Source organism: Paraburkholderia piptadeniae (assembly GCF_900007165.1).
Lineage (GTDB): Bacteria > Pseudomonadota > Gammaproteobacteria > Burkholderiales > Burkholderiaceae > Paraburkholderia > Paraburkholderia piptadeniae.
On the sequence record NZ_CYGY02000046.1, the window covers coordinates 18,106 to 41,509 of the forward strand.

Sequence of the window (23,404 nt, forward strand, 5' to 3'; positions counted from 1 at the left end):
CAAAATCACTTAAGCGGCGCTCGAACGCGGCATCGATCCGGGAATGGTGGTTCGCGATTCGCCGCGATACTGCGTTCCGACGCGGCGCTCCGGTGCTACCCAAGCTGCCTTCCAACAGTACCGACTTTAGCGCGGCACGCCGCGACGCCGCCTCCTGAAACTTGCGCTAATACACTCAAACGTCACTGCCATGACAGCGCGCGAATGCGCGCCGCAAACGGGCGCGGCGGACGCGTCTGACGCCCGGCTCGAACGCGCCGCACGCGAGCGCGCGGCCCGTGCGAAAATCGCAGCATCCCGCCGAAAGCCGCACCAGCCCTGACTCTGCGCGCGGCGCCCGGTCCCTTTGATGCGCCGCGCTCGGCTCGCCCGCATAATCGCGGGAGTGTGAGCGCCACGCGACAGACGGCGCGCGGCGCTACCCCTTACAATGCCTGTTCGGCAACGTTGTTCAATCACGCAAGAGGGAATTTTCGATGCGCACCACCGGGTCTTCCGGGGCAATGGCCCTGCTCACCGAGCACGACGACGCAACGGGTCGCGAACTACGCTCGCTGCGCCTCGAATCGACAGAAGACGGTAAAGGCATTCTTCTGATCGAGGTCGATGAACGCAAGCCGGGCATCCACCGCGAGGTGCGTTATGAAATCACGCCGGCGGAACTGATCGCAGCCATCCGTGCGCATGGCGCCGAACTACCGGGCGAGCAGCACAATCACCGGCAATAATTCTCGGCAGTCAACAGTCGCTTCACAAAGAGCGCGCGGCGTCCGTATCACGAGCGCCGCGCCTCTTGTTTTTCGCGCAGCCGCCCTCATTTCGAGTGTTCTGTCGAACGTCGCATGACGCTGCACGACGCGCGACGGGCGCGCCGGACGCTTCCTTTCGAAGCGCTCGGCGACACGAGTTTTCCGCTTTTCCGCAGTATCCTCGGCGCAGACCGCACCTCTCTTGCACGCGGTGAAAATGCGTCCATAATCGTTGAGTCCACCAAGTCGTCTTCCGGCCCAAACGGCCGCGAAAGTAAGCCGATGCTACATGATCTCGTCGAGCAGTACGGGCCTGCCATCGTATTCGCCAATGTGCTTGCCGCGTCGATCGGGCTGCCCGTGCCCGCGATGCCTTCTCTCGTGCTGTTCGGCGCGATGGCCGCCATGCATCCTGGCTCGATCGGCGTGCAGGTGCTGCCCGTGCTCGTGCTCGCCGTGTTCGCCACGCTGATCGGCGACAGCGCCTGGTTCGCGGCCGGCCGCATCTACGGCGGCAACACGCTGAAAACGCTGTGCAAGCTGTCGCTGTCGCGCGATACCTGCGTGAAGAAGACCGAGCGCTTCTTCGGCCGCTGGGGCGTGCGCGTGCTGGCCGTTGCCAAGTTCGTGCCGGGGCTGTCGATCGTCTCCATTCCGATGGCGGGCGCGATGGGCACGCCGTACCGCACGTTTCTCGCGTACGACAGCATCGGCGCGACGCTCTGGTCGGGACTCGGCCTCGTGCTCGGCGTCGTGTTCGCGCAGCAGATCGACATGCTGTTCGCGGGCGCGAGCCGCCTCGGCAAGATGACGGCCGTCGTCGTCGCGGTGCTGCTGGCAATTTACTGCGCGTATCGCTGGTATCGGCGCCGTCAGCTGATCAGGAAGCTCGCGACCGCGCGCATGGATGTCGACGAGTTGTACAACCTGATGCTCGACAAGCGTTCGCCTGTCCTGTTCGATATCCGCTCGCACGAAAAGCGCAAGCTCGATCCGTTCGTGATCCCCGGCTCGGTGTTCGCCGACGAGCGCCAGCTCAATGAAATCGTTTCGAAGTATCCGCACGACCAGAAGCTCGTGATCTATTGCTCGTGCCCGAACGAAGTGTCGGCGGCATGGATGGCGAAGCAGTTGACGGAGGCCGGCTTCAGCGACGTCCTGCCGTTGCGCGGCGGCCTCGACGCATGGCGCGACGCGGGCCGGCACCTCGAGCCGCTCGCGGAAGAACCGGAGCCGACGGTCGCCGTCGGCATCACGCCGAAAACAGTCTGAACCGACAATGGCATCGGCTGCGGCCCGACCGGGCGCGCAGCCCTGCAAGGAGCGAATCCGATGGGTGTCACGCGAGAGGGCGAAGACTCGCAGCATGTCGTCATCAATGACGCACCGTTCTCGATGCTTTCGATGCGGCGTCATCAGATGTTCCCCGAACTCCAGCCGGACGAGATCAAGCGGCTGTGCAAGTTCGGCGAAGTGCGCCGTTTCGAACCGGGCGAGATGCTGTTCCGCACGGGCGAGCGGGGGCCGGGCATGGTCGTGCTGCTGTCGGGCGCGGTCAAGATTTATCAGCGCGACGGTCTTGGGCGCGAGCTCCTGATCAACGAGCATCGCAAGGGCTCGTTCCTCGCCGAGGTCGGCCAGCTGTCGGGCAAGCCGGCGCTCGTCGACGGCATGGCGCTCGAAGCCGGCGAAGCCCTGCTGATCGCGCCGGATCGCCTGCGCGCGCTGATCGTCGCGGAAGCCGAACTGGGCGAGCGCATCATGCGCGCGCTGATCCTGCGGCGCGTCGGGCTGATCGAGAAGGGCGCAGGCGGGCCGATCATCGTCGGCAAGAGCAACGACCGGCGGCTCGTGTCGCTGCAAGGCTTCCTGTCGCGCAACGGTCATCCGCATACGGTGCTCGACGAGCGTGACGAAGACGGGCTGCGCATCATCGAGCAGTTCGCGGCGGGCCCCAACGACATGCCGCTCGTGATCTGCCCGGACGGCTCCGTGCTGCGCCATCCGAGCGACCCCGAACTGGCGACGTGCCTCGGCCTGATCCCCGATCTCGATTCGGAATTCGTGTACGACGTGGCTATCGTCGGCGCGGGTCCGGCCGGGCTGGCGACGGCCGTGTATGCGGCGTCGGAGGGCCTTTCGGTGATCGTGCTCGACGGCCGCGCGCCCGGCGGGCAGGCAGGCGCGAGCTCGCGCATCGAAAACTATCTCGGCTTTCCGACGGGCATCTCCGGACAGGCGCTTGCGGGCCGCGCGTTCGTGCAGGCGCAGAAGTTCGGCGCGCACGTCGCCATTCCCGTCAGGGTCAAGTCGCTGCATTGCGACGAGCGTCCGTACCGGCTCGAACTCGCGTGCCAGGGCAGCATCCGCGCGCACTCGATCGTCATCGCGAGCGGCGCGGTGTACCGGCGCCCGGAGATCGAAGGCATCGACCACTTCGACGGACGCGGCATCTACTACTGGGCGTCGCCCGTCGAGGCGAAGCTCTGCAAGCACGAAGAGATCGTGCTCGTCGGCGGGGGCAACTCGGCGGGCCAGGGAATCGTGTATCTCGCGTCGCACGCGAAGCACATTCACGTGCTGATCCGGCGCAGCGGTTTCGAAGCGACGATGTCGCGCTATCTGATCGACCGTATCGCGTCGCTGCCCAATGTCACCGTTTATCCGGGCACGGAAATCGGCTGGCTCGAAGGCAACGAGGCGGGGCTCGCGCAGATCGGCTTGAAGCGTCCTTGTGCGGACGGCCGCGACCGCTTCGATTCGCGGCATCTGTTCCTCTTCACGGGCGCCGATCCGAACACGGACTGGCTGCGCACGTGCGGCGTCGAACTGGACGCGAAGGGCTTCGTGATCACGGGCGCGAATTCGACCTGCGATCTGACGACGTCCGTCGAAGGCGTCTTTGCGATCGGCGACGTGCGCGCAGGATCGATAAAGCGCGTCGCGGCTGCCGTCGGCGAAGGCGCGCAGGTCGTCGCGCAAATTCATCAGATGCTCGCGGAGCGCACGGGCGAAACGGTCGCGCTCGGCGCCTGATTCTTCCTCCCTTCCTCCCCTTCTGTCCTGCACCGGGTGGCGCTTGTCATCGCGCCGGCCGGTCGCGCCTTTTGCGGCAGGCCCGCCCGCTTACCGGTCGTTACATTCGCGACCGCCTGCTTGCACCTGTGATTCTTTCTTATCCGTAAGATTTAGTTAGCGTCTCGTCAGAAACGCGCGGCCGCTTCGGGCGCCGTCGACGGGGCTTTGCGAGCGGTGCATGGGACCTGAGTAACGTGCCGAGGCACCAACTCTAGTCGAGTTTGCGTGAGACCTGAGCAAGGCGCTGAGGCGCCTACTCAGGTCGACACAGGAGGACAGGATGAGCAAACGTGCGATCGTATTGGCGGCCGTCGGTCTCGCGGCGGCGTGCGCATCGACGACGGCTGCGGCCCATGTCGGCGTCGGCGTCTATCTGGGGCCGCCCGCTCCCGTCTACGGGCCGCCGCCCGTCTACTACGCGCCACCACCGCCCGTGGTCTATGCACCGCCACCGCCTGTCTACTACGGCGGCTATCGAGGCGACTACTGGCGCGGCCCGCGCTGGTACGGGCATGATCAGTGGCGTCATCGCGGCTGGGAAAGGCATCACGGTCACGGACGCTGGTGACGCTGGTCCGTAGGCATACGGATACGGGCTGAAGATGCAAACCGCCCGTGCGTTTTCTCCGATCACGCTACAGTAGCGAAAGTCCGGCATGGCGCAAGTCCATGCTGCTACTCGGCCCGCTACGACATAAAAGTGTGATCGCTCTCCCTCTTTCCGCCGCCCGCACGCTGCATCTGGCCGCACAAGGCCTGCTCACGCCGCCGCGCCGCAAGGCGACCAAAGCCGATGTGCTCGACGCGATCCGGCAGATGGCGCAACTGCAGATCGACACGATTCATGTCGTCGCGCGCAGTCCGTATCTGGTGCTGTTCAGCCGGCTCGGGCCTTATCAGCCGCAATGGCTCGACGAACATCTCGCGGAAGGCCAACTCTTCGAATACTGGTCGCACGAGGCGTGTTTTCTGCCCATCGAGGACTACGGCCTGATGCGCCACCGGATGCTCGATCCCTCCGACATGGGCTGGAAATACGCCGCCGACTGGCACGCGCAGTACCGCGTGGACATCGACAAGCTGCTCGCGCACATCCGCGCGACGGGGCCCGTGCGCTCCGCGGATTTCGCGCGCGAGGCGGGCAAGGGCAATGGCTGGTGGGACTGGAAGCCGGAGAAGCGGCATCTCGAAGTGCTGTTCGCGATCGGCGAATTGATGGTCGCCGAGCGGCGCAATTTCCAGCGCGTCTACGATGTGACGGAGCGCGTGCTGCCGCACTGGAGCGATGCGCGCGATCTGCAGTCCGCCGATGCCGTCGCGCAAGAGCTGCGGCGGCGCAGTTGCCGCGCGCTCGGTGTCGTGCGCGCGGACTGGGTCGCCGACTATTACCGTATGCCGCGCCGCCCCTACGCCGATGCGCTCAACCGGCTGGCTGACGAAGGCGAACTGACGCCCGTGCGCGTCGACGGCTGGAAACAGGACACGTTCGTGCATCGCGACTTCGCGCCCCTCATCGACGACGCGTCGAACGGCAAGCTCGCCTCGACGGTGACGACGCTGCTCTCGCCGTTCGATCCCGTCGTCTGGGACCGTAAGCGCGTCGCCGCGCTGTTCGATTTCGACTACGTGATCGAGTGCTACGTGCCCGCTGCGAAGCGCAAATACGGCTACTACGTGCTGCCGATCCTGAATCGCGGCAAGCTGATCGGACGCGCCGATGCGAAGGCTCATCGCGCGAGCGGCGTGTTCGAAGTGAGGTCGCTGCACCTGGAGCCGGGCGTGCGCGTGAGCGGCCGGCTCACGTCGGACTTGCAGCGCGCGCTGCAACGCTGCGCGGACTGGCACGGCACGCCGCAACTGCAGATCACGTCGGCGCCCGACGGCCTCGCTCAGGCGCTCGCCGCCTCCGACGACGATTGAGCGTGGACCTTCACTGGCTCAGTGCAATGCGGCCCACGCGAGCGACAACGAAAACATCCCGAGCACGACGGACGCGGCGCGCTGCATCTTCACCGGGTCGAGCCACGTGAGCTTGCCGCTGCCGAGCGCCGCGCCGAACGCGATCCACGCGAGCGCGATCGGCGCAAGCAGGCACGCGAACAAGGCCATCGCGAACGCGTAGCCCGCGAGGCTTTCGAAGGCGATCGGCGGAAAGATCGTGCCCGCGAACAGCAAGGCTTTAGGATTGAGCAGCGTCGCGACGAAGAGCGCGCGCGGTCCGTTCGCCGGAGCCATCGAATCAGGCAACGCGACGGCCGCGCGCCACATGTCGATCGCGAGATACGCGATGTAGAGACCGCTCGCGATGCGCAGCACCGAAGGCAGCCACGGCACCGTATGCGATGCGCGAGCGAGAAAGCAGCCCCATGCGGAAATCGACACGAGATAACCGGTCAGTTCGGCGCCGATCAGCGGCAGCGAGCGGCGCGCGCCCTGGCGCAAGCCGGCGGCGGCGAGCAGCGTGTTCGTGGGGCCGGGCGTGATCAGCACGACGACGATACCGAGCGCAAGCAGCGCGGCATCGCGAAGGGAAACCAGCGAGAAAAGCATCGGGAGAAGATGGGCGGTTCGAAACGAGCGCCCTTTGTATCACAGGCGGACGACGATGCCGAAATCCTGTGACCGGATGTTGCAGACGATGCATGTGGCGCCCGCGCAGCGCCACATGCGTGCAGGTGTTAAACCAGCCGTCAGCGGTCGAGCTTGACCCGCAATTCGCGGGCCGTTTCGAGCAGACCTTCGTAGCCGGAACGCGCATGTTCCGGCAAGTCCGGATCGCCGACCAGCGCGCCCAGCGTTTCGATCAGGCTGTAGAGGATGCCGCGCGCCGCGCTCACGGCAATGTTGCCCGACGACACCATTTGATGCACATGTGTCACGGCTGCATCGAGGTGTTCGAGGTCCGGCTGTTCGCCAGTCTTCTGCTTGTCCGGATCATCGCGCGTCATGATGAATCGTCACTCCTGTTCTGACATCGTGAAGGAATCGGTAATGTCGTTATATACCCATCGCGCACAGCCGTCCATTCGCACAGACGGCATGCATCGGCGGGTATTTGTTCGACTGGCGGCGATCAACGCCGGTTCACTCCACGCTCATCGCGTCCAGCAAAACATCAGGATCTTCGCGAGATGGCCGTCGCTGCTCGCCTCGCTGCGCCTCACCGATGAAGCCTCACGCGGTACGGGCACGCCGTACGAAGAGCCGCTGCGTCACGCCGAACGCAACGAGATTGCCCGCCACGACCAGCACGAGCCCGATGACGGCAAGCGCCGACCATCGATAGCCTTCGAACACCGTCGATACCGCAAGCGCGACGAACGGAAACAGCACCGTGCAATACGCGGCGCGCTCGGGTCCGATGCGGCCGACGAGCATCAGATACGCGGTGAAGCCGATCACCGAGCCGGGCACGGCAAGATAGACAAGCGCGCCGAGATAACGCGCGTCCGCTTCGAGCGCAAAAGGCAAGCCGGCGGCGAGGCTGCCGAGCGTCAGCACGCCCGCGCCGATCAGCATCGCCCAGCTGTTCGTGACGATGGGATGCAGGCCCATCGACTGCATGCGGCTCGACAGCAGATTGCCCGCCGAGAAGCACATCGTCCCCGCGAACGCGACGGCAAGACCGAGCCATGCCGCGTGATCGCCGAGATGCCCCGCCATCTGCTGCAGCGACAGGCAGACGATGCCCGCAAGCCCGAGCACCGCGCCGACGATCGCCGTCGGCTGCAACGGGCGGCCCATGAAAAGCCGCCCGTTGAGCGAGTTCAGCAGCGGCGCCGTCGAAAACACGACGGCCACAAGACCGCTCGGCACGACGCTTTCCGCGTAGTAGAAGCACAGGAAGTTCACGCAAAAGAGCGCGAGGCCCTGTGCCGCGAGAAAGCGCCACGCGGCACGCGGCGGCCACACGGGACGGCGCATCAACTTGAGCAGCGCGAACAGCACGATTGCCGCGAGCCAGAAACGGCAAGCAATCGACACAGGCGCCGGCACGACGCCGAGCTGCCACTTGATCGCGATCCAGGTAGTGCCCCAGATCAGCACGGTCACGACATACAGGAAGAGATTCATCGCCAGTGCGTCACACAATACGGTCTACGGTTTGCCCGACTATGCGCCCGTGCGGGTCCGTTCGATTGTCCAGAATTGCGCACTTTCGAGTGGCCGGCGAAGGCGCGACGCACCAGGCCGTATACTTGTCGAACGACGCCTCATTCGTTTCCGCCTCATTCACGTGAACATTTCGTCCATCGACACGACCGACCCCGCCGATCCGCCGTTCGGCCTGCATTCGGTCTGCCAGACGCTTAGCGAGTCGAACGCGACGCTCGAGCGTTTCGCGTGGCTCGGCGACAAGCTGGCCATCGCGATCTGGACGCGCGAGACCAAAGAGGCCGAGACGGTCTACGATCAGCCCGGCCATCACACGCTGTCGTGTTATCTGGACGGCGGCTATCGCACCGAGCGTCAAAAGCTGCCGGGGCGCTACGGCGCGCCGAGCCGCCTGTGCGCGCTGCCCGGCGATCACGAGTCGCGCTGGTGGGTGCGCGGCCATATGCACTTCATGCATCTGTATTTCCTGCCCGAGCACTTCACGCAGCGCGCGATCCGCGAACTCGACCGCGAACCGCGCGAACTGACGCTGGCCGATCGCACGTACTTCGAGGACGAGCGCATTTCGAGCCTGTGCCAGTCGCTCGCAAACGACGCATGGGACGACGCCGACGGCCGCTTGCGTGCAAACGAAACGTCGCACGAAGTGTTGAGCCTGCTGCTGCGCTCGCAGGGCGTGAATCGCACGGACGCCGTGCTCAAAGGCGGCCTTGCAGTCGCGACGCGCCGCCGTCTGCGCGATTACATCGACACGAATCTGACGCAGCCGCTCACGCTCGGCGAACTGGCCGCCGTCGCGAACCTCTCCGAATTTCATCTCGCGCGGATGTTCCGCACGTCGTTCGGTCTGCCGCCACACGCGTGGATCGCGCGGCAAAGGCTTGAACGCGCGCGCACGCTGCTGCGCACGACGGCGATGCCACTCGCCGAAATCGCGACGCAATGCGGCTACGCGAACGCGAGCCACTTCAGCCACCGGTTCCGTCAAGGCACCGGCGTGTCGCCCGCCGTCTATCGCCAGGCGCTGCGCGCGGGCTGAAGCTTCGAGGCTCGCGCCACTTTCAGGCGTACTCTGTTCCCTGGCTTTCCTCGTTGAACGCGTTGAGCGCGACGTTTTCTGACGCGTGCTCATCCGTCGGGGCGGTTCGTTGGGGTCGATTGACTCAATTTGTCCATTTGAGACAAAATAGTCTATAGTCGACACGAACCGGCGCCGCGCACGCCACACTTGCCGCGCCCTATGCCACTGCTTTCACTCGAGGACAGAACTCATGCAAATCAGGGAATTTGGAGTCGAACGCTGGATGGATCTCTACGAGCACCATTGCGAACTGAATCTGGCGGAAACGTGCGTGGAATCGCTGACGGTCGGCGAACTGCTGAAGATCGCGGGCAAGGAAGATGCGCTGCTCGGCGAAATTCTTCCGATGAAGCTGACGTATGGCGCGATCGACGGCAGCGAGCGGCTGCGCAGCAATGTCGCGTCGTTGTATGAGAAACAGCGTGTGCCGAACGTGCTGATCACGCATGGCGCGATCAGCGCGAACGCACTGGTCTACGAAACGCTCGTCGAGCCCGGCGATCATGTGATCTCCGTGTTGCCCACATATCAGCAGCACTACTCGATTCCCGAGAGCTACGGCGCGAAAGTCGACGTTCTGCGTTTGCGCGAGGAAAACGCGTTCCTGCCCGATCTCGACGAACTGAAGCGCATGGTGACGCCGACGACGCGTGTCATCGCGATCAACAATCCGAACAACCCGACGGGCTCGCTTATGGACCGCGCGCTCCTCGAACAGATCGCGCAGATCGCGCGCTCATGCGGCGCCTATGTGCTCTGCGACGAGGTGTATCGCGGCACCGATCAGGACGGCAACGGCTTCACGGCATCGATCGCGGATATCTACGAGCAAGGCATCAGCACAGGCAGCATGTCGAAAACGTGGTCGCTCGCAGGCCTGCGCGTGGGCTGGATCGCCGCGCCTGTCGACATCATCGAGCGAGTGCGGATTCATCGCGACTACAACACGATCAGTGTCGGCATGCTCAACGATCTGCTCGCGTCGATCGCGCTCGAAAACCGCACGTCGATTCTCGAACGCAATCACGGCATTCTGCGCACGAATCTCGCGCTGCTCGATGCGTGGATCGCGAAAGAGCCGCTGGTGTCCTGGGTGAAGCCGAAGTCGGGCACGACGACGCTGGTGCGTGTCGATGTGGATATGCCGTCGCGTGATTTCTGCGTCGCGCTGATTGAAAAGACTGGCGTGATGTTCACGCCCGGCAGCGCGCTCGATGCGGAAGGTTATGTGCGCATCGGCTATGCGAACAATCGCGATGTGCTGGTTGCGGGGCTTGCGAAGGCGTCTGAGTTCTTGCGTGATATTGCGCGTTGAGATTTTTTATTGTTAGTTTGCTTCGCCTTTCTTCAGCATCGGCGCAGACGCATACCGGTGAAGGCGTCGCTGCATGGCCCGCCAGGTTCGCAAGTCCAGTTGATTGAACACCGCTATTCAGCCCGCCCTAACCGCGGGCTTTTTTTTCGTCTGCCCGGTAAACGGAATTTACGCGGCTAGCAATCAGAGAACATCGATTTCTTTTGAAGAGTTGCGCCCGCGCTAGCGTTTGACAAACGTTGACAGAAACGCTGCGCGCTTTCGATTAGGTTTACGACCTTGTTTAATTCGTAAACCAAAATAAATGAACAATAATAATTACCGGCTTGTATTCAGCCGGATTCGCGGGATGCTCGTGGCCGTCGAGGAGACCGCAACCGCTACGGGAAAATCCGGCGAGACGCGGGCGGGCCGCGCGTCGGGCGTACAGGCGACGGGCTTGTCGCTGCGCAGTCTGGTCGCGCTGCTGATGGCCGTCGCGCCTCTGCTTGCGTTTGCGCAGATCGTGCCGGGCGGCGCGCATTCGCCTGGCGTCATCACAACGCAGAACGGTATCCCGCAGGTGAACATCAACAAACCCTCGGGCTCGGGCGTGTCGATGAACACCTACAACCAGTTCGACGTGTCGAACCGGGGCGCGATACTGAACAACTCGCCGACGATCACGAACACGCAGCTTGCGGGCTACGTGAATGGCAATCCGAACTACGGCCCAAACGACTCGGCACGCGTGATCGTCAACCAGGTCAACAGCAATTCGCCGTCTCAACTGCGCGGCTATCTCGAAGTAGCAGGCCACAGCGCCGAGGTCATCGTCGCGAATCCGAATGGGCTGCTTCTGGACGGCGCGGGTTTCATCAATACTTCGCGCGCGACCCTGACCACCGGCACGCCGAACTTCGCGCCGGACTGCTCAGTGTCGGGGTTCAACGTGACCCAGGGCAACATCACCGTACAGGGCGCGGGGTTCAACGCGTCGAACGTCGATCAGGTTGATCTGTTGGCGCGTGCCGTACAGGTCAACGCCGCGATCTACGCGAAGAACCTGAACGTCATCACGGGCGCGAACAGCATCGACCACGACACGCTCAACGCGACGCCGATTGCGGGCAACGGTCCCGCTCCCGGCGTGTCGATCGACGTGAGCAACCTGGGCGGGATGTACGCAAACCGTATCTGGTTGGTGGGCACGGAGAACGGCGTCGGCGTCTCGAACAGAGGCGTGCTCGCAGCACAGGCGGGCGACCTGACCCTGACGACACAGGGCAAGCTCGTCTTTGCGGGACAGACGAACGCAAGCGGTAACATCACGGCGAGCGCGCGCGATGGCATCGACAACAGCGGCACGACCTACGCGCAGCAGAACGTCAGCGCGAACACGTCGGGTGCGCTCACCAACAGCGGCACCCTCGCCGCACAGCAGAATACGACCGTCAGCGCGGGCAGCGTCGCGTCGACGGGCACGCTCGGCGCGGGCGTGAACAGCGACGGCACGATTGCGAGCGCGGGCGACCTGTCGGTTTCATCCAGAGGTGCAGTCACGGCAAGCGGCCGCAACGAAGGTGGCGGCAACACGACGATACGGGGCACGTCGGTCAGTCTTGCTGGCAGCAACACGTCGGCGAACGGTGCGCTTGTATTGACGGCAAGCGGCGGCGACCTGAACCTGGCGGTCGCGACGACGACGGCAGGCGGCACACTCAACGCGAACGCAGCGGGCACGCTGACGAACGACACAGCCAAGCTGTCGAGCGGCGCAGCGATGCAGGTATCGGCGGCGAATGTCTCGAATGCGGCCGGTCAGATGGTGTCAGGCTCGACGCTCGCGCTGAACACGGCGGGCGCGCTCGGCAATGCTCAGGGTGTCATTCAGTCGGCGGGCGGCGCGACCATCAACGCGGGCTCACTCGACGACACAGCGGGCCGCATCGTGTCGCTCAACGGCGACGGGATGAACGTCACGACCACGGGCGCGCTCGTCAATGGCGTGGGCGGCACGATCGGCACGAACGGCGAGCTGAACGTGAATGCGGGCACGCTTGCGAACCAGGGGCAAGTGAGCGCAGCGGGCGATGCAACCGTACGCGCGCAATCCATCGACAATCACGCGGGCGGCATGACGGCGGGCGGCGCGCTCAATGTTTCGTCAGGCGGCGCGCTGAACAATGTGGGCGGCGTGATTTCCGGTTCCGCGACAGCCGTCTCGGGCTCGTCGATTGACAACACAACCGGCCACATCGAGGGCGATACGGTCAATGTCGCAACGCCTGGCGACCTCGTCAATCGCGGCGGCAACATCACGCAGTACGGCACGGCGGGCCAGACCGTGAGCGCGGGCGGCGCGCTCGACAACACGGGCGGCACGATCGCATCAAACGCGACGAACCTGACGGTATCCACGAATGGCCTCGCCAACGATAACGGCGCAATCCAGCACGCGGGCACAGGCGCGCTCAATGTCAGCAGCACAGGCGCGATGTCGAACGCGTCGGGCCAGATCGTCACGAACGGCGCACTGAACGCAACGGCCGCAAGCCTGAACAACACCAGCGGCACGATGTCGGCGCAGCAGACAGCCCAGGTCATTGCGGCCTCGGGCATCGTGAACCGCAGCGGCGTGGTGTACGGCGGCAACGGCCTGACCGTCACCACCCAGGGCGACATCGACAACACAGACGGCTCGATGCAGACGGCGGGCGAGCTGTCCGTTTCAGGTCACATGGTGTCGAACGTCCACGGCACGATGGCGGCTAACGGCGCGCATGGCGCGGTCGACGTATCGGCGGCGAGCCTCGACAACTCGGCGGGCAAGCTGACCAACGCGGGCGATGGCGCGACAACCGTATCGTCCCTGTCGTCCGTGTTCAACAACGGCGGCACGCTCGGCGGCAACGGCGACGTGACGCTCTCGGGCAGCGATCTTGAGAACGTGGGCGGTGTGGTCGTCGCGGGCGGCGCGGCCAACCTGAACACCTTGCGCGTCACCAACGTCAACGGCACGCTCTACGGCGGCACGGCGCTGAACCTGAACCAGCCGAATGCGGTGGTGAACAACAACAACGGCGCGATCCTCGGCGGACAGGACGTGTCGGTCAATGTGGGGACGCTCCTGAACCCCGGCGGCTCGATCCGCGCTAACCGCGATGTCACAGTGAGCGGCGCGGTCACTGGCTCGGGCGAGATGATCGCGGGGCGCAACCTGTCGCTGGCCGTCAACGGCGACTACACGAACGACGCGGCGAACAACCTGCACGCGGACGGCGACATGTCGGTGTCGGCCACCGGCACGTTCACCAATACGGGTGTACTGGCGGCGAATGGTGCGCTCACGGCAACCGGCGCGAACGTCGTCAACACGACAACGGGCGACATCAATTCGTCGAACACGACCGTCAACGCAGCGGGCACGCTCAATAACGACGGGCGTATCGAAGGCGATACCGTCACGACGAACAGCACCGCATTCAACAATACGGGCGCGGTGATCGGCAACGACGTAACCGTGAACGCGACGGACGTGCAGAACACGGGCGCCGCAGCGGTGATCGCAGGCGCGAACAGCGTCCGCATCTACGCGCAGAACTCCGTCATGAACGCGGACGGCGCGCTGATCTACAGCGCACGCAATCTGGAAATCGGCAAGGACGGCACGCGTGACAGTTCGGGCATGCTCGCGAACCAGACGGGCACGCTCACGAACAGCGCGGCGACCATCGAGGCGGACGGCGATATCGACATCGCCGCGAACACGGTCAACAACCTGCGGACCGGCGTGCAGACGCAGGCGGGCACGCCGCAGGATGCAGGCTCGACCACGCTGACGGTCTGGACGGCCGGCCTGCCCATCGACAGCATGGGGGTCTACTACAGCCAGCTTCATCCCGAATGGCGATGGAGCGATGGCGGTGGCCTGGGCTATGGCGTCGTGGGCCACCTGATGCACCCGATTACCGTCACCGTGCCGAAGGACCAGGTCACGAACCTGGACACGACAGCTCAGACCTTCTCGCTGACCACGCCGATCACCGACACCTACGGCGACCCGATCAGCTTCGCCGGTCAACCGCAGACGCCGCCGCAGACGCGCACCATCACGAACAACCCGAAGCAGTGGTACAACAGCCTCACCGACAACGGCGACGGCACGTATTCGATTGTTTTCTGGCCGGACTTCGACCCGAACAAAAACATCCGGCCGGACCAGGTCCAGACGCGCAACGGCCTGAACAATGACGGCACGCACGATTACGCCGAAATCTCGCGCACGACCAGCACGATGACCACGACCGACCGGCTCGTGAGCGCGGGTAATGCGGCGACGATCCAGGCGCAAGGGGCAATCCGCATCAACGCGAATAACGGCAGCATCAACAACCAGTCGTCGACGATGGCGGCGGGCGGCGACCTGGTACGGCGCGCCAATGGCGGCAGCGTCAACGATACGGGCACCGTGCTCCAGCAGACGGTCGAGCAGGATACGAGTTCGATCTTCTACTGGCACCAGAAAACAGGCGGCAGCAATTTCACCACCCCGCCGATATCGGATGGCATCACGCAGTCGACGACCACCGTCGATGCGCTACCTGCAATCGCCACGTCGAACCAGAACGTCCAGACCGACGCGCAGACGATCGCGATCAACTCCGTGAACCGCCAGGGGCAGACGGTGGCCGGGTCGGGTGTGACGGGCGGCAGCGCGGACGGCACGCAGACGGGCACCATCAGCGGCCAGTCGTCACGTCCGCAGACAGTCGGCGGCGCGACGGGCGGCATACCGAACCTGAAACTGCCGACGAGCGGCCTGTACAGCTATAACACCGCGCCCGGTGCCACGTACCTGGTCGCGACCGATCCTCGTTTCACGCAGTACACGAATTTCATTTCGAGCGACTACATGCTCGGACAGCTTGGCCTCAATCCGATGGAAGTCGAGAAGCGCCTCGGCGACGGGCTCTATGAGGAAACGCTGATCCGCAACCAGGTCACGCAACTGACGGGCCGCACGTTCCTCGCGGGCTTCACCGACAACCTCGACGAATACACGGCGCTGATGAACAGCGGCGTCGCGTATGCGAAGGCGTTCGGGCTGGAGCCTGGCATTGCGCTGACGCCCGCTCAAATGTCGCAACTGACAACCGATATGGTGTGGCTCGTCTCCCAGGATGTGACGCTGCCGGACGGCTCGCATCAGACGGTCCTCGTGCCACAGGTGTATCTCGCGCAGTCGGGCACGGTCGACCTCACGCACAGCGGCGCGCTCGTCGCGGGCAATGCGATCAATCTGAATGCGAGCGGCGACGTGAACAACAGCGGCCACGTGTCGAGCAATCTCGCGACGACCGTGATCGGCAACAACATCACGAACAGCGGCATCATCGGCAGCGCGGGCACGACGGCCGTTGCAGCCGTTCAGGACGTGCGCAACACGAGCGGTCGCATCGGCGGCGGCGATGTCATCGTGCAGGCCGGTCGCGATGTCATCAACGAAACGCAGACGACCCAGGCATCGAAGACGTACAGCGCGGGCAAGCTGACGGGCAGCGTGACGAGTACGGGCGTCGATGCCATCGGCACGATTTCTGCGACGAACAGCGCGACCGTCATCGCGGGCCGCGATGTGGAGCTGAACGGCGCACTGGTTCAGGCGGGCGGCAATGCGGCCGTTGCTGCGGGCCGGAATATCAACGCGGGCACGACGACGCTCACCACCACCAACGACCTGACCAGCCATGACGACCAGTTCGGCTATCACGACTCTGTCAAGCAGAACCTGGGGAGCGCCATCGTTGCGGGTGGCAGTGTGACGACCGTATCGGGGCGCGATACGACACTCACGGATGCGACGGTTCGCTCGGGCGGCGACACGGCGATGATCGCGGGCGGCAACCTGACCGTCACGGCGGCGAAGGACACGTACACGCACAGCGAGAAGTCGCTTGCCGACAGCACGAGTCAGTACACGAGTTCGAGCTATGACGAAGCGGTACAGGGTTCGAACGTCAGCGCAGGCGGCAACATCACGCTTGCAGCCGGTCAGAACGGCGGTGGCAATCTGGCCGTGCTCGGTTCGACCGTCGCGACGGATGCGAACGGCGGCGGCGTCAGACTCGTCTCAACGGGGGACGTGACGATTGGCAGTGTGAGCGAGACGCACGATGCGCAACGCTGGTCGCATGACGAGCATTCGGGGTTTATGTCGAAAGACACGACAACGGATGCGGCCAGTTCGCATCAGGTCATCGCTAACGGCTCGACGGTATCGGGCGATACGGTCACGGGCGCGGCCGGTCACGACATGACCATCAGCGGGTCGACGGTCGCGGCGACGAACGATGTCACCCTCGCGGCGGCGAACAACCTGACGGTCAACACCACGCAGGACACGAGCGAGTCGAGTCACTTCCACCAGGACGTCAAGACGGGCCTCGGCAGTTCGGGCGGCGTCGGGATTTCCTACGGCAAGGTGGACCAGAAGGACACGACGCACGACAGTTCGGTGACGAACAATGCGAGTCTGATTGGCAGCACGGACGGCAGTGTTCACCTGTCGGCGGGTGCGGATTTGCACGTTACGGGGAGCGACCTGATTGCGGCGCAGAACGTCACGGGCACGGGCGCGAACGTGACGATTGACGCAGCCAGGGATACGGCCCACCACGACGAAACGCAGGAAGTATCAAAGAGCGGATTCACGCTCGCGGTGAAAGCGCCCGTTCTCGAGGCGCTTTCGAACACGATCGACCAAGCGCACGCGGCGGGCCACAGCCAGGAAGATCGCGCGGCAGCGCTCCACGGCATTGCGGCGGCGAGCGGCGCATACGATTCCGCTGTTACTGGAGCGGCGGCAATGAATCAACTCGCCAGCGGCAAGACGCCCGACGCGAAGATCGAACTCAGTTACGGCAGCAGTCACAGCACGAACACATTCAGCGAGGACAGCACGACGAACCGGGGTTCGAACGTGACAGCGGGCGGCACAGCCGCGTTCGTCGCCACAGGCGACGGGCAGGCCGGAAGCGGCAACGTGACGGTTGCCGGTTCGGACGTGAACGCCAACGACGCGATTCTCGCGGCAAAGAACCAGGTGAATCTCGTTAATACGGCCGATACCGACTCAACGCGCAGCACGAACCAGTCGAGCAGCGCGAGTGTCGGCGTGTCGTATGGCACGCAGGGCTTTGGTGTCGATGCGTCGGCGTCGAAAGCGCACGGCAACGCGAACAGCGACGCGGCGATGCAGAACAACACGCACGTCAATGGCGCGCAGAGCGTGACCATCGTGTCGGGTGGCGATACCAACATCATCGGCGCGAATGTGAACGGCAAGGAGGTAACGGCCGACGTTGGCGGCAATCTGAACGTCGCGAGCGTGCAGGACACGATGACGAGCAGCGCGCATCAGCAGAGCGCGGGCGGAGGGTTCAGCGTCAGTCAGGGCGGCGGCAGCGCGAGCTTCAGCGCACAGAACGGCAACGCGAGCGGCAGCTACGCGGGCGTGAACGAACAGGCCGGGATTCACGCGGGTTTGGGCGGGTTCGACATCAACGTGAAGGGCAACACGGACCTGAAAGGCGCGACGATTGCAAGCGACGCGGACGCATCGAAGAACACGCTGACGACGGGCACACTAACCTGGTCGGACGTAGAGAACCATTCGGAATACAGCGCACACAACGCGGGTATCAGCGCAGGCGCGGGCGTGGGTGACGGCGGCAATAACTACGCGACGCACGGCCCAACGTCAGGCAAGAACACGGGCGGCGCGCTCCCCGTATTCGCGAACGACAGTGGCCGCGAAAGCGCGACGACGCGAAGCGGAATCAGCGCGGGCACGGTCAATGTAACGGACGGCGCGCACCAGACGCAGGACATCGCGAGCCTGAACCGTGACACGTCGGCCACCAACGGCACGGTTGCGAAGACGCCGGATCTGAATAATGTGCTGGCGAACCAGTCCGACCTGATGGACGCGACGACGGCCGCAGGCGAAGCCGTGGCACGACGCATTGGCGACATTGCTGATTCACAGCAGAAGGCGGCGCAGGCGCAGGCCGACGCAGCGAAGCGCGCGGGCGACATGGACGCATACAACAAGTATCAGGCAGAAGCGGATTCCTGGGGCGAAGGCGGGTCGAACCGGATTGCATTGCACGTCGCGGGCGGCGCGCTCACGGGAGGCCTCAGCGGCATGAGCGCTATTGGCGGAGCTGTCGGTGCAGGCGTTGCGGCAAAGATGGCGGGCCAGCTCGACGAACTGGCGCATACGTTCAGCAACGGACAGGACATCGATCCGGGCCTGGCTGCCGGGAACCTCGCGACCAATATCGTTGCGGGCACAGTCGGGGGACTCGTGGGCGGCGGTGCCGGAGCGGTGACGGCGGCCAATGTGGATCGTTACAACCGGCAATTGCGTCCACAGGAAAAGACGCTTGCGAAACAGATCGCTGACAAGAGCGGTGGAAAATACACGCAGGACCAGGTCGAAGACCAGCTGCGAATCATGGGAATGTGTTCAAACGGCACGTGCCAATCGGGCGCACCCGATACGCTGATCGGTCAGGAACCAACAGATTCGGGCGCAAAATGGGCATATGCTGGAACCACGTCGGACGGGAAACCAATCCGGACCCAACTGACGGTCGCCGTTGATCCGCAATTGCAGTCGTTCATCATGGCGAGTTACAACACTGTGGCACCTGGGAACGCCCCGAGTGCAATGACATACATTCCTTCTCCTATACAGCAGAAAACCGGACCGCAAGGTACTACCATGAACACTGCCGGTTCGATCTGTCCTAAAGGTGATTGCGGAGTAGCGAATTCAACAGTGGGCGCACCCTCGCGACAACAAATTGCCGATGCTGCCGGTTTTGGTGCAGCGCAAGCCGATCGTGTTTCGGCTATGGCGACCGCGCTTGCTGCTTCTGGAACACCAATTCCCTATGTCTCGGTGCCTGCGGAATCGGTTGCAATTGGTGCATCCGCAACCTCCTGGCTATTGAATGGTGTTCAACAAATCGCGACTCCCGATGTTGGCAGCTACTCTATATCGAACGCCATTAGCCAAGTAACGGGTGCGATGATGTCAGCGTATCCGTTGGCTGCCCCAATAATCAATGAATTTGGCAGCATCACTAGCAACAGTGGAGCAGCTCAAAGTGCGCAGGATTGGGTTAACGCAGTCTGGGCGAAGGTCGCCAAGAAATTTCACTGAGGAAAATGAAAATTAAATTCATTGACGACGGAAACATTGCGGGTTGGGCGAGACTGAGCCTCATAGGGCTGGGTCTTGCTATGTTCTTTGGTGGGTTGGCGATCGAGTCTCTACCAAAGTACGTAGCTCTTGTGCTGATCGTCCTTGGAATTCCCGTGTCGGCGATCGGTGGCTACGCGTCACGCGCGAAGGCGTTGGGCTTAAAACCGTTTGACAACAGCTACAGAAAGGCCCGCGACAGCTATAAGGCTAAGGACGACGAAGAGAAGAAATAGCTCTCTCGCGGCAGGGGCAGTGACCGCTTGCCCCATCCTTCGGATTTGCCCCCCGAAAAACTATGGAAACTATATATGTTTAAAAAAATATCAACCGTGATTCTTATCGCCGCACTGTCAGGTTGTGCCTTCAGTTCTGGTGAAAGGAGCGGCAATATGAAACTTGAGAACGCGACCCAGGAATCATTGGCTAGTCAGTTCAAACCGGACGTCGCAACACGAGATGACGTCGTCAACCAGTTCGGCCCACCCGACAAAAAGATAACGGCCGGTTCCTTGGAGGTCTGGACGTACTCGTATGCTTCCAGCGCCTATGTAATGGTGGCATTTGCTGCTGTCCCGACGGGTGCCAAGAAGGTCGCAAATTTTTACTTCGACGATAAAACGGGGGTGTTGAAGAAGGTCGAACTCGACACACATCGGGGATAAGGCATTGCGGCTGGAGCGATAACTGTTGCATCGCTCCAGTTTCTTGACGAATTGACGCGACAGATTGCAGCGCAAACGGCAGTACGACAAGCAGAATCAGGGACGAAATCAATAATGAGGATTACAAAAAAACTGGCGGCTTTGCCGCTCACAGCCCTGGTAACACTCGCGTCCGCGCAGCGCGCGCCGACGCCAGCAGACGATGCCGCAGCCGCTCGCGCGAACGCGGAACAGAACCAGCAACTACAGCAGCAACGCGACGCGCAGCAGCGCGCGCAGACGGTCAATGCGCCCGCCGTGCGCTCCACGGCACCGAAGGCCGAAGGCTTTCCCGTACTGCCCAATGAGTCGCCTTGTTTCCGTATCGACACGTTCGCGCTCGACGTGCCGTCGACGCTACCCGATGCGATCCGCAAGCGCGGCGCGTCCACGCTGCCGCTCGACCCGTTCGCCTTCGCGCGCGAATGGCTCGACCACTACAAGGGCCAATGGATCGGCAAGGCCGGACTCGACACGCTCACGAAGGGTCTCCAACAGGTCATTCTCTCGCGCGGCTACGTGACGACGCGTGTCCTGCTGCCCGAACAGGACGTATCGACGGGCACGCTGAAAGTCGCGCTCGTGCCTGGCGTCGTTCGACATTTGCGCTTTGCCGATCCAGAAACACGCGGCACATGGAAGTCGGCGTTTCCCGCACGCGACGGCGACCTGCTGAACCTGCGCGATCTTGAGCAGGGTCTGGAGCAGATGAAGCGCGTCGCATCGCAGGATGTGGACATGAAGATCGAGCCAACCGAAGCGCCAGGCGAAAGCGATGTCGTCATTGCGGTCAAGCGCGTGAAGCCCTGGAGCTTCGTCGCATCGGTCGACAACTCCGGCACGAAAGCAACGGGCAAGTGGCAAGGCAATATCAGTGTCGGCCTCGACAATCCGCTCGGTCTGAACGACGTGCTGACGCTCGGCGCAAACCAGGACCTGTCGTTTGGCAACAAGACGCTTGGCTCGCACGGCTTCAACGGCTCGTATTCCGTGCCGTGGGGCTACTGGACCGCGACACTGTCGGGCAACACGAACACCTACTATCAACCGCTGGCAGGCGTGAACCAGACGTTCGTGTCGAGCGGCAACGCGCAAACGGCCGCGCTGCGACTCGCGCGCGTGCTCTCGCGCAGCCAGAACGATGTGTTCGGCGTGGAGTTCCAGCTCTCGAAGCGCTTCGGCGAGAGCTTCCTTGACGGCACGACGATCCCGATTCAGGACCGCAACAACACGTTCATCGAAGCGGGCGTGACTGACCGCCATTACTTCGGCGCGGCACAGTTCGACGGCACGCTCGCGTACCGACAGGGCACTCACGGTCTTGGCGCAACAGGCGACCCTGACCCGAACCTATATGCGCCCACAGACGACGGCAAGCCTCGCACGCTTCCGACATACCTGTACAAAATGATCGTGCTCGACGCGAACCTGTCGATACCTTTCGCTGTCGCTTCACAGAACTTCCGTTATGTGACGACAGTTCACGGCCAGTTCACCAACGACACGCTGTTCTTCATCGACGACTTGACCATCGGCAGCCGCTACACGGTCCGCGGCTTCGACGGCGAAACGATGCTCGCCGCAGAAAAAGGCTTTTACTGGCGCAACGAATTGCAATGGCCAATAGGACAGACGGGACAGGCTCTGTATGCGGGGATCGACTACGGGCGCGTGTTCGGGCCGACCACGGCGTTTCTGGCGGGCACGCAACTGGCGGGCGCGGTCATTGGCATTCGCGGCAGCGTGCCGGCGAAGTATGCGGGGCTTTCGTATGACCTCTTTGCGGGAACGCCCATTTACAAACCGGCCGGGTTTCCCACGGCACGCGTGACGGTCGGGGCCCAGGCAACGGTGCAGTTCTGACTGCGCAGAAAACCAACGGACTGTCCTGTGTTTATTACACAGGACTCCACATTTAAAGGAGAAAGAAGGATGCTGTATCGATGGAACCTGAGACACGGAATAGCACGTAAGGGCGCTGCGTCCGCAGCATTAATGGTCGCAGTCGCGCTGAGTGCGTGCGGCGGTGCCAGCAGCGACAATCCGTCGTCAAATTCGAACGCTTCGAGTGCTTCGTCGTCAGCACCATCAGCGACGCCATCAACAAACGCCAGTTTCTTCGACGGCGTCTTTATGGATGGCAGCGGGACTGGCTACTATGAGTTTGGTGCGAACATGCCTCCTGCTGGAGGACTGCATCCCACAGGGACTGGACGAATCCGCTACTACGTGAAAGGCGATACTGATTCGAACTTCAGCGTGTCGCCTGAAACCATACTCGGCACATACGCCGCGGATGTCGATACGGGCTATATCACGGCTGAAGGGTTGTTCATGTCGCGCAATCCCAACTTCGGCGACATCGGCAGCAATTCCCGGATTTTCCAGCGGCTATCGCAGGGCTACCAGTTAGGTATGAACGGCATGTCCGCGCCGCTGTACGAGATTACGCTGACGGTTCAGGACGTGTCGGGCCAGCCAGTCAACAAGGTAGTCGGAATCGACGAGGCGGGAGGCAACGCCTTGAGCTTCCTGCTTGGCAATGACACTACGCCGATGCCAGCAGGCGCGCAGACCTATCGGCAGACAGCGAAGGTGCTGGTTCCACACCTGATGTTTGACCTCAGTGGCAACAACACGGGGTTCGGTTCGCTGGAACAGGCGCAGGCTCGCGTTGGCGGCACGATCCAGACCCTCGGCGGGTACAGGTATCTTTCACGGAATGGCACAGCGGGTGCCTATGTCGAGTACAACAGCGCAGTCTATTTCGCGACGGTGTATGGCGCGGGTGACATACGCGATGCAATGCCCCAGGGCTACAACCGGTTAGCGGCCGATTTGCTCGCCACGGACGAGCAGAAAACAGGGCTGTGAGCCGTGCAATTCAGCGTCATCTGACAGGCGCCGTGCAGGATGACTGCGCCTGTCCTCGCAAGTAGGGGGAACTTCGTGACATGCTGGAGTGGAGTTCTGGCACGAACGCCACTGTCACCGCTTTAGCGCGGGACCGGCCCTGTCCTAGCTGACACCAGTGACACGTCACAATGCCCTGGCTGTCGGACTTCATCACGCGCGCGTCGGTGTCATGGCGATCACGCAGTGCCGGAT

Annotated in this window: 15 protein-coding genes; 12 read left to right on the forward strand and 3 right to left on the reverse strand. The window is 63.2% G+C overall.

The window, feature by feature from the left end; all coding sequences use genetic code 11:
* Positions 1-476 precede the first annotated feature (476 nt).
* From BN2476_RS23115 to BN2476_RS23135, 5 genes are all read left to right on the forward strand, one after another.
* Positions 477-728 (forward strand): hypothetical protein, encoded by a 252-nt coding sequence (locus BN2476_RS23115; RefSeq protein WP_012403560.1) that lies wholly within the window; start codon positions 477-479, stop codon positions 726-728.
* Between the two features lie 303 nt (positions 729-1,031).
* Positions 1,032-2,021 carry a DedA family protein/thiosulfate sulfurtransferase GlpE gene (locus tag BN2476_RS23120; RefSeq protein WP_087736652.1) on the forward strand — a complete coding sequence of 330 codons (990 nt, stop codon included), beginning with the start codon at positions 1,032-1,034 and terminating at the stop codon, positions 2,019-2,021.
* A 60-nt stretch (positions 2,022-2,081) separates the two neighbouring features.
* Entirely contained in the window at positions 2,082-3,785 is a 1,704-nt protein-coding gene (locus BN2476_RS23125; RefSeq protein ID WP_087736490.1) for an FAD-dependent oxidoreductase, read from the forward strand.
* A gap of 322 nt (positions 3,786-4,107) precedes the next feature.
* Complete coding sequence (locus BN2476_RS23130; protein ID WP_087736492.1) at positions 4,108-4,395, forward strand: hypothetical protein; 288 nt, start codon at positions 4,108-4,110, stop codon at positions 4,393-4,395.
* A gap of 134 nt (positions 4,396-4,529) precedes the next feature.
* The gene (locus BN2476_RS23135) at positions 4,530-5,747 is read left to right on the forward strand and encodes a winged helix-turn-helix domain-containing protein (RefSeq protein ID WP_087736493.1); all 1,218 of its coding nucleotides are present in this window, start codon (positions 4,530-4,532) and stop codon (positions 5,745-5,747) included.
* Between the two features lie 18 nt (positions 5,748-5,765).
* Here BN2476_RS23135 and BN2476_RS23140 read toward each other — a convergent pair whose 3' ends face one another.
* The 3 genes from BN2476_RS23140 to BN2476_RS23150 form a co-directional block, all read right to left on the reverse strand.
* The gene (locus tag BN2476_RS23140; protein WP_173819653.1) at positions 5,766-6,377 is read right to left on the reverse strand and encodes a LysE family translocator; all 612 of its coding nucleotides are present in this window, start codon (positions 6,375-6,377) and stop codon (positions 5,766-5,768) included.
* Positions 6,378-6,517: 140 nt separating this feature from the next.
* Entirely contained in the window at positions 6,518-6,775 is a 258-nt protein-coding gene (locus tag BN2476_RS23145; RefSeq protein WP_087736494.1) for a hypothetical protein, read from the reverse strand.
* Between the two features lie 226 nt (positions 6,776-7,001).
* Positions 7,002-7,901, reverse strand: coding sequence for a DMT family transporter (locus tag BN2476_RS23150; protein ID WP_087736495.1), 900 nt, complete (start codon positions 7,899-7,901; stop codon positions 7,002-7,004).
* Between the two features lie 163 nt (positions 7,902-8,064).
* On the opposite strand from BN2476_RS23150, the gene BN2476_RS23155 reads away from it, so the two are divergent.
* From BN2476_RS23155 to BN2476_RS23185, 7 genes are all read left to right on the forward strand, one after another.
* Positions 8,065-8,982, forward strand: coding sequence for a helix-turn-helix domain-containing protein (locus BN2476_RS23155; RefSeq protein WP_235850931.1), 918 nt, complete (start codon positions 8,065-8,067; stop codon positions 8,980-8,982).
* Positions 8,983-9,214: 232 nt separating this feature from the next.
* Positions 9,215-10,339: an aminotransferase gene (locus BN2476_RS23160; protein WP_087736497.1), complete on the forward strand. Its 1,125-nt coding sequence runs from the start codon at positions 9,215-9,217 to the stop codon at positions 10,337-10,339.
* 304 nt (positions 10,340-10,643) lie between these two features.
* Positions 10,644-19,553 carry a two-partner secretion domain-containing protein gene (locus BN2476_RS23165; protein WP_087736498.1) on the forward strand — a complete coding sequence of 2,970 codons (8,910 nt, stop codon included), beginning with the start codon at positions 10,644-10,646 and terminating at the stop codon, positions 19,551-19,553.
* Between the two features lie 5 nt (positions 19,554-19,558).
* Positions 19,559-19,828 (forward strand): hypothetical protein, encoded by a 270-nt coding sequence (locus BN2476_RS23170; RefSeq protein WP_087736499.1) that lies wholly within the window; start codon positions 19,559-19,561, stop codon positions 19,826-19,828.
* 75 nt (positions 19,829-19,903) lie between these two features.
* Positions 19,904-20,257, forward strand: a complete 354-nt coding sequence (locus BN2476_RS23175; RefSeq protein ID WP_087736500.1) for a hypothetical protein — start codon at positions 19,904-19,906, stop codon at positions 20,255-20,257.
* A gap of 114 nt (positions 20,258-20,371) precedes the next feature.
* Positions 20,372-22,159 (forward strand): ShlB/FhaC/HecB family hemolysin secretion/activation protein, encoded by a 1,788-nt coding sequence (locus BN2476_RS23180; protein ID WP_087736501.1) that lies wholly within the window; start codon positions 20,372-20,374, stop codon positions 22,157-22,159.
* Between the two features lie 132 nt (positions 22,160-22,291).
* Positions 22,292-23,170 (forward strand): hypothetical protein, encoded by an 879-nt coding sequence (locus BN2476_RS23185; protein ID WP_143811023.1) that lies wholly within the window; start codon positions 22,292-22,294, stop codon positions 23,168-23,170.
* Positions 23,171-23,404 lie beyond the last annotated feature (234 nt).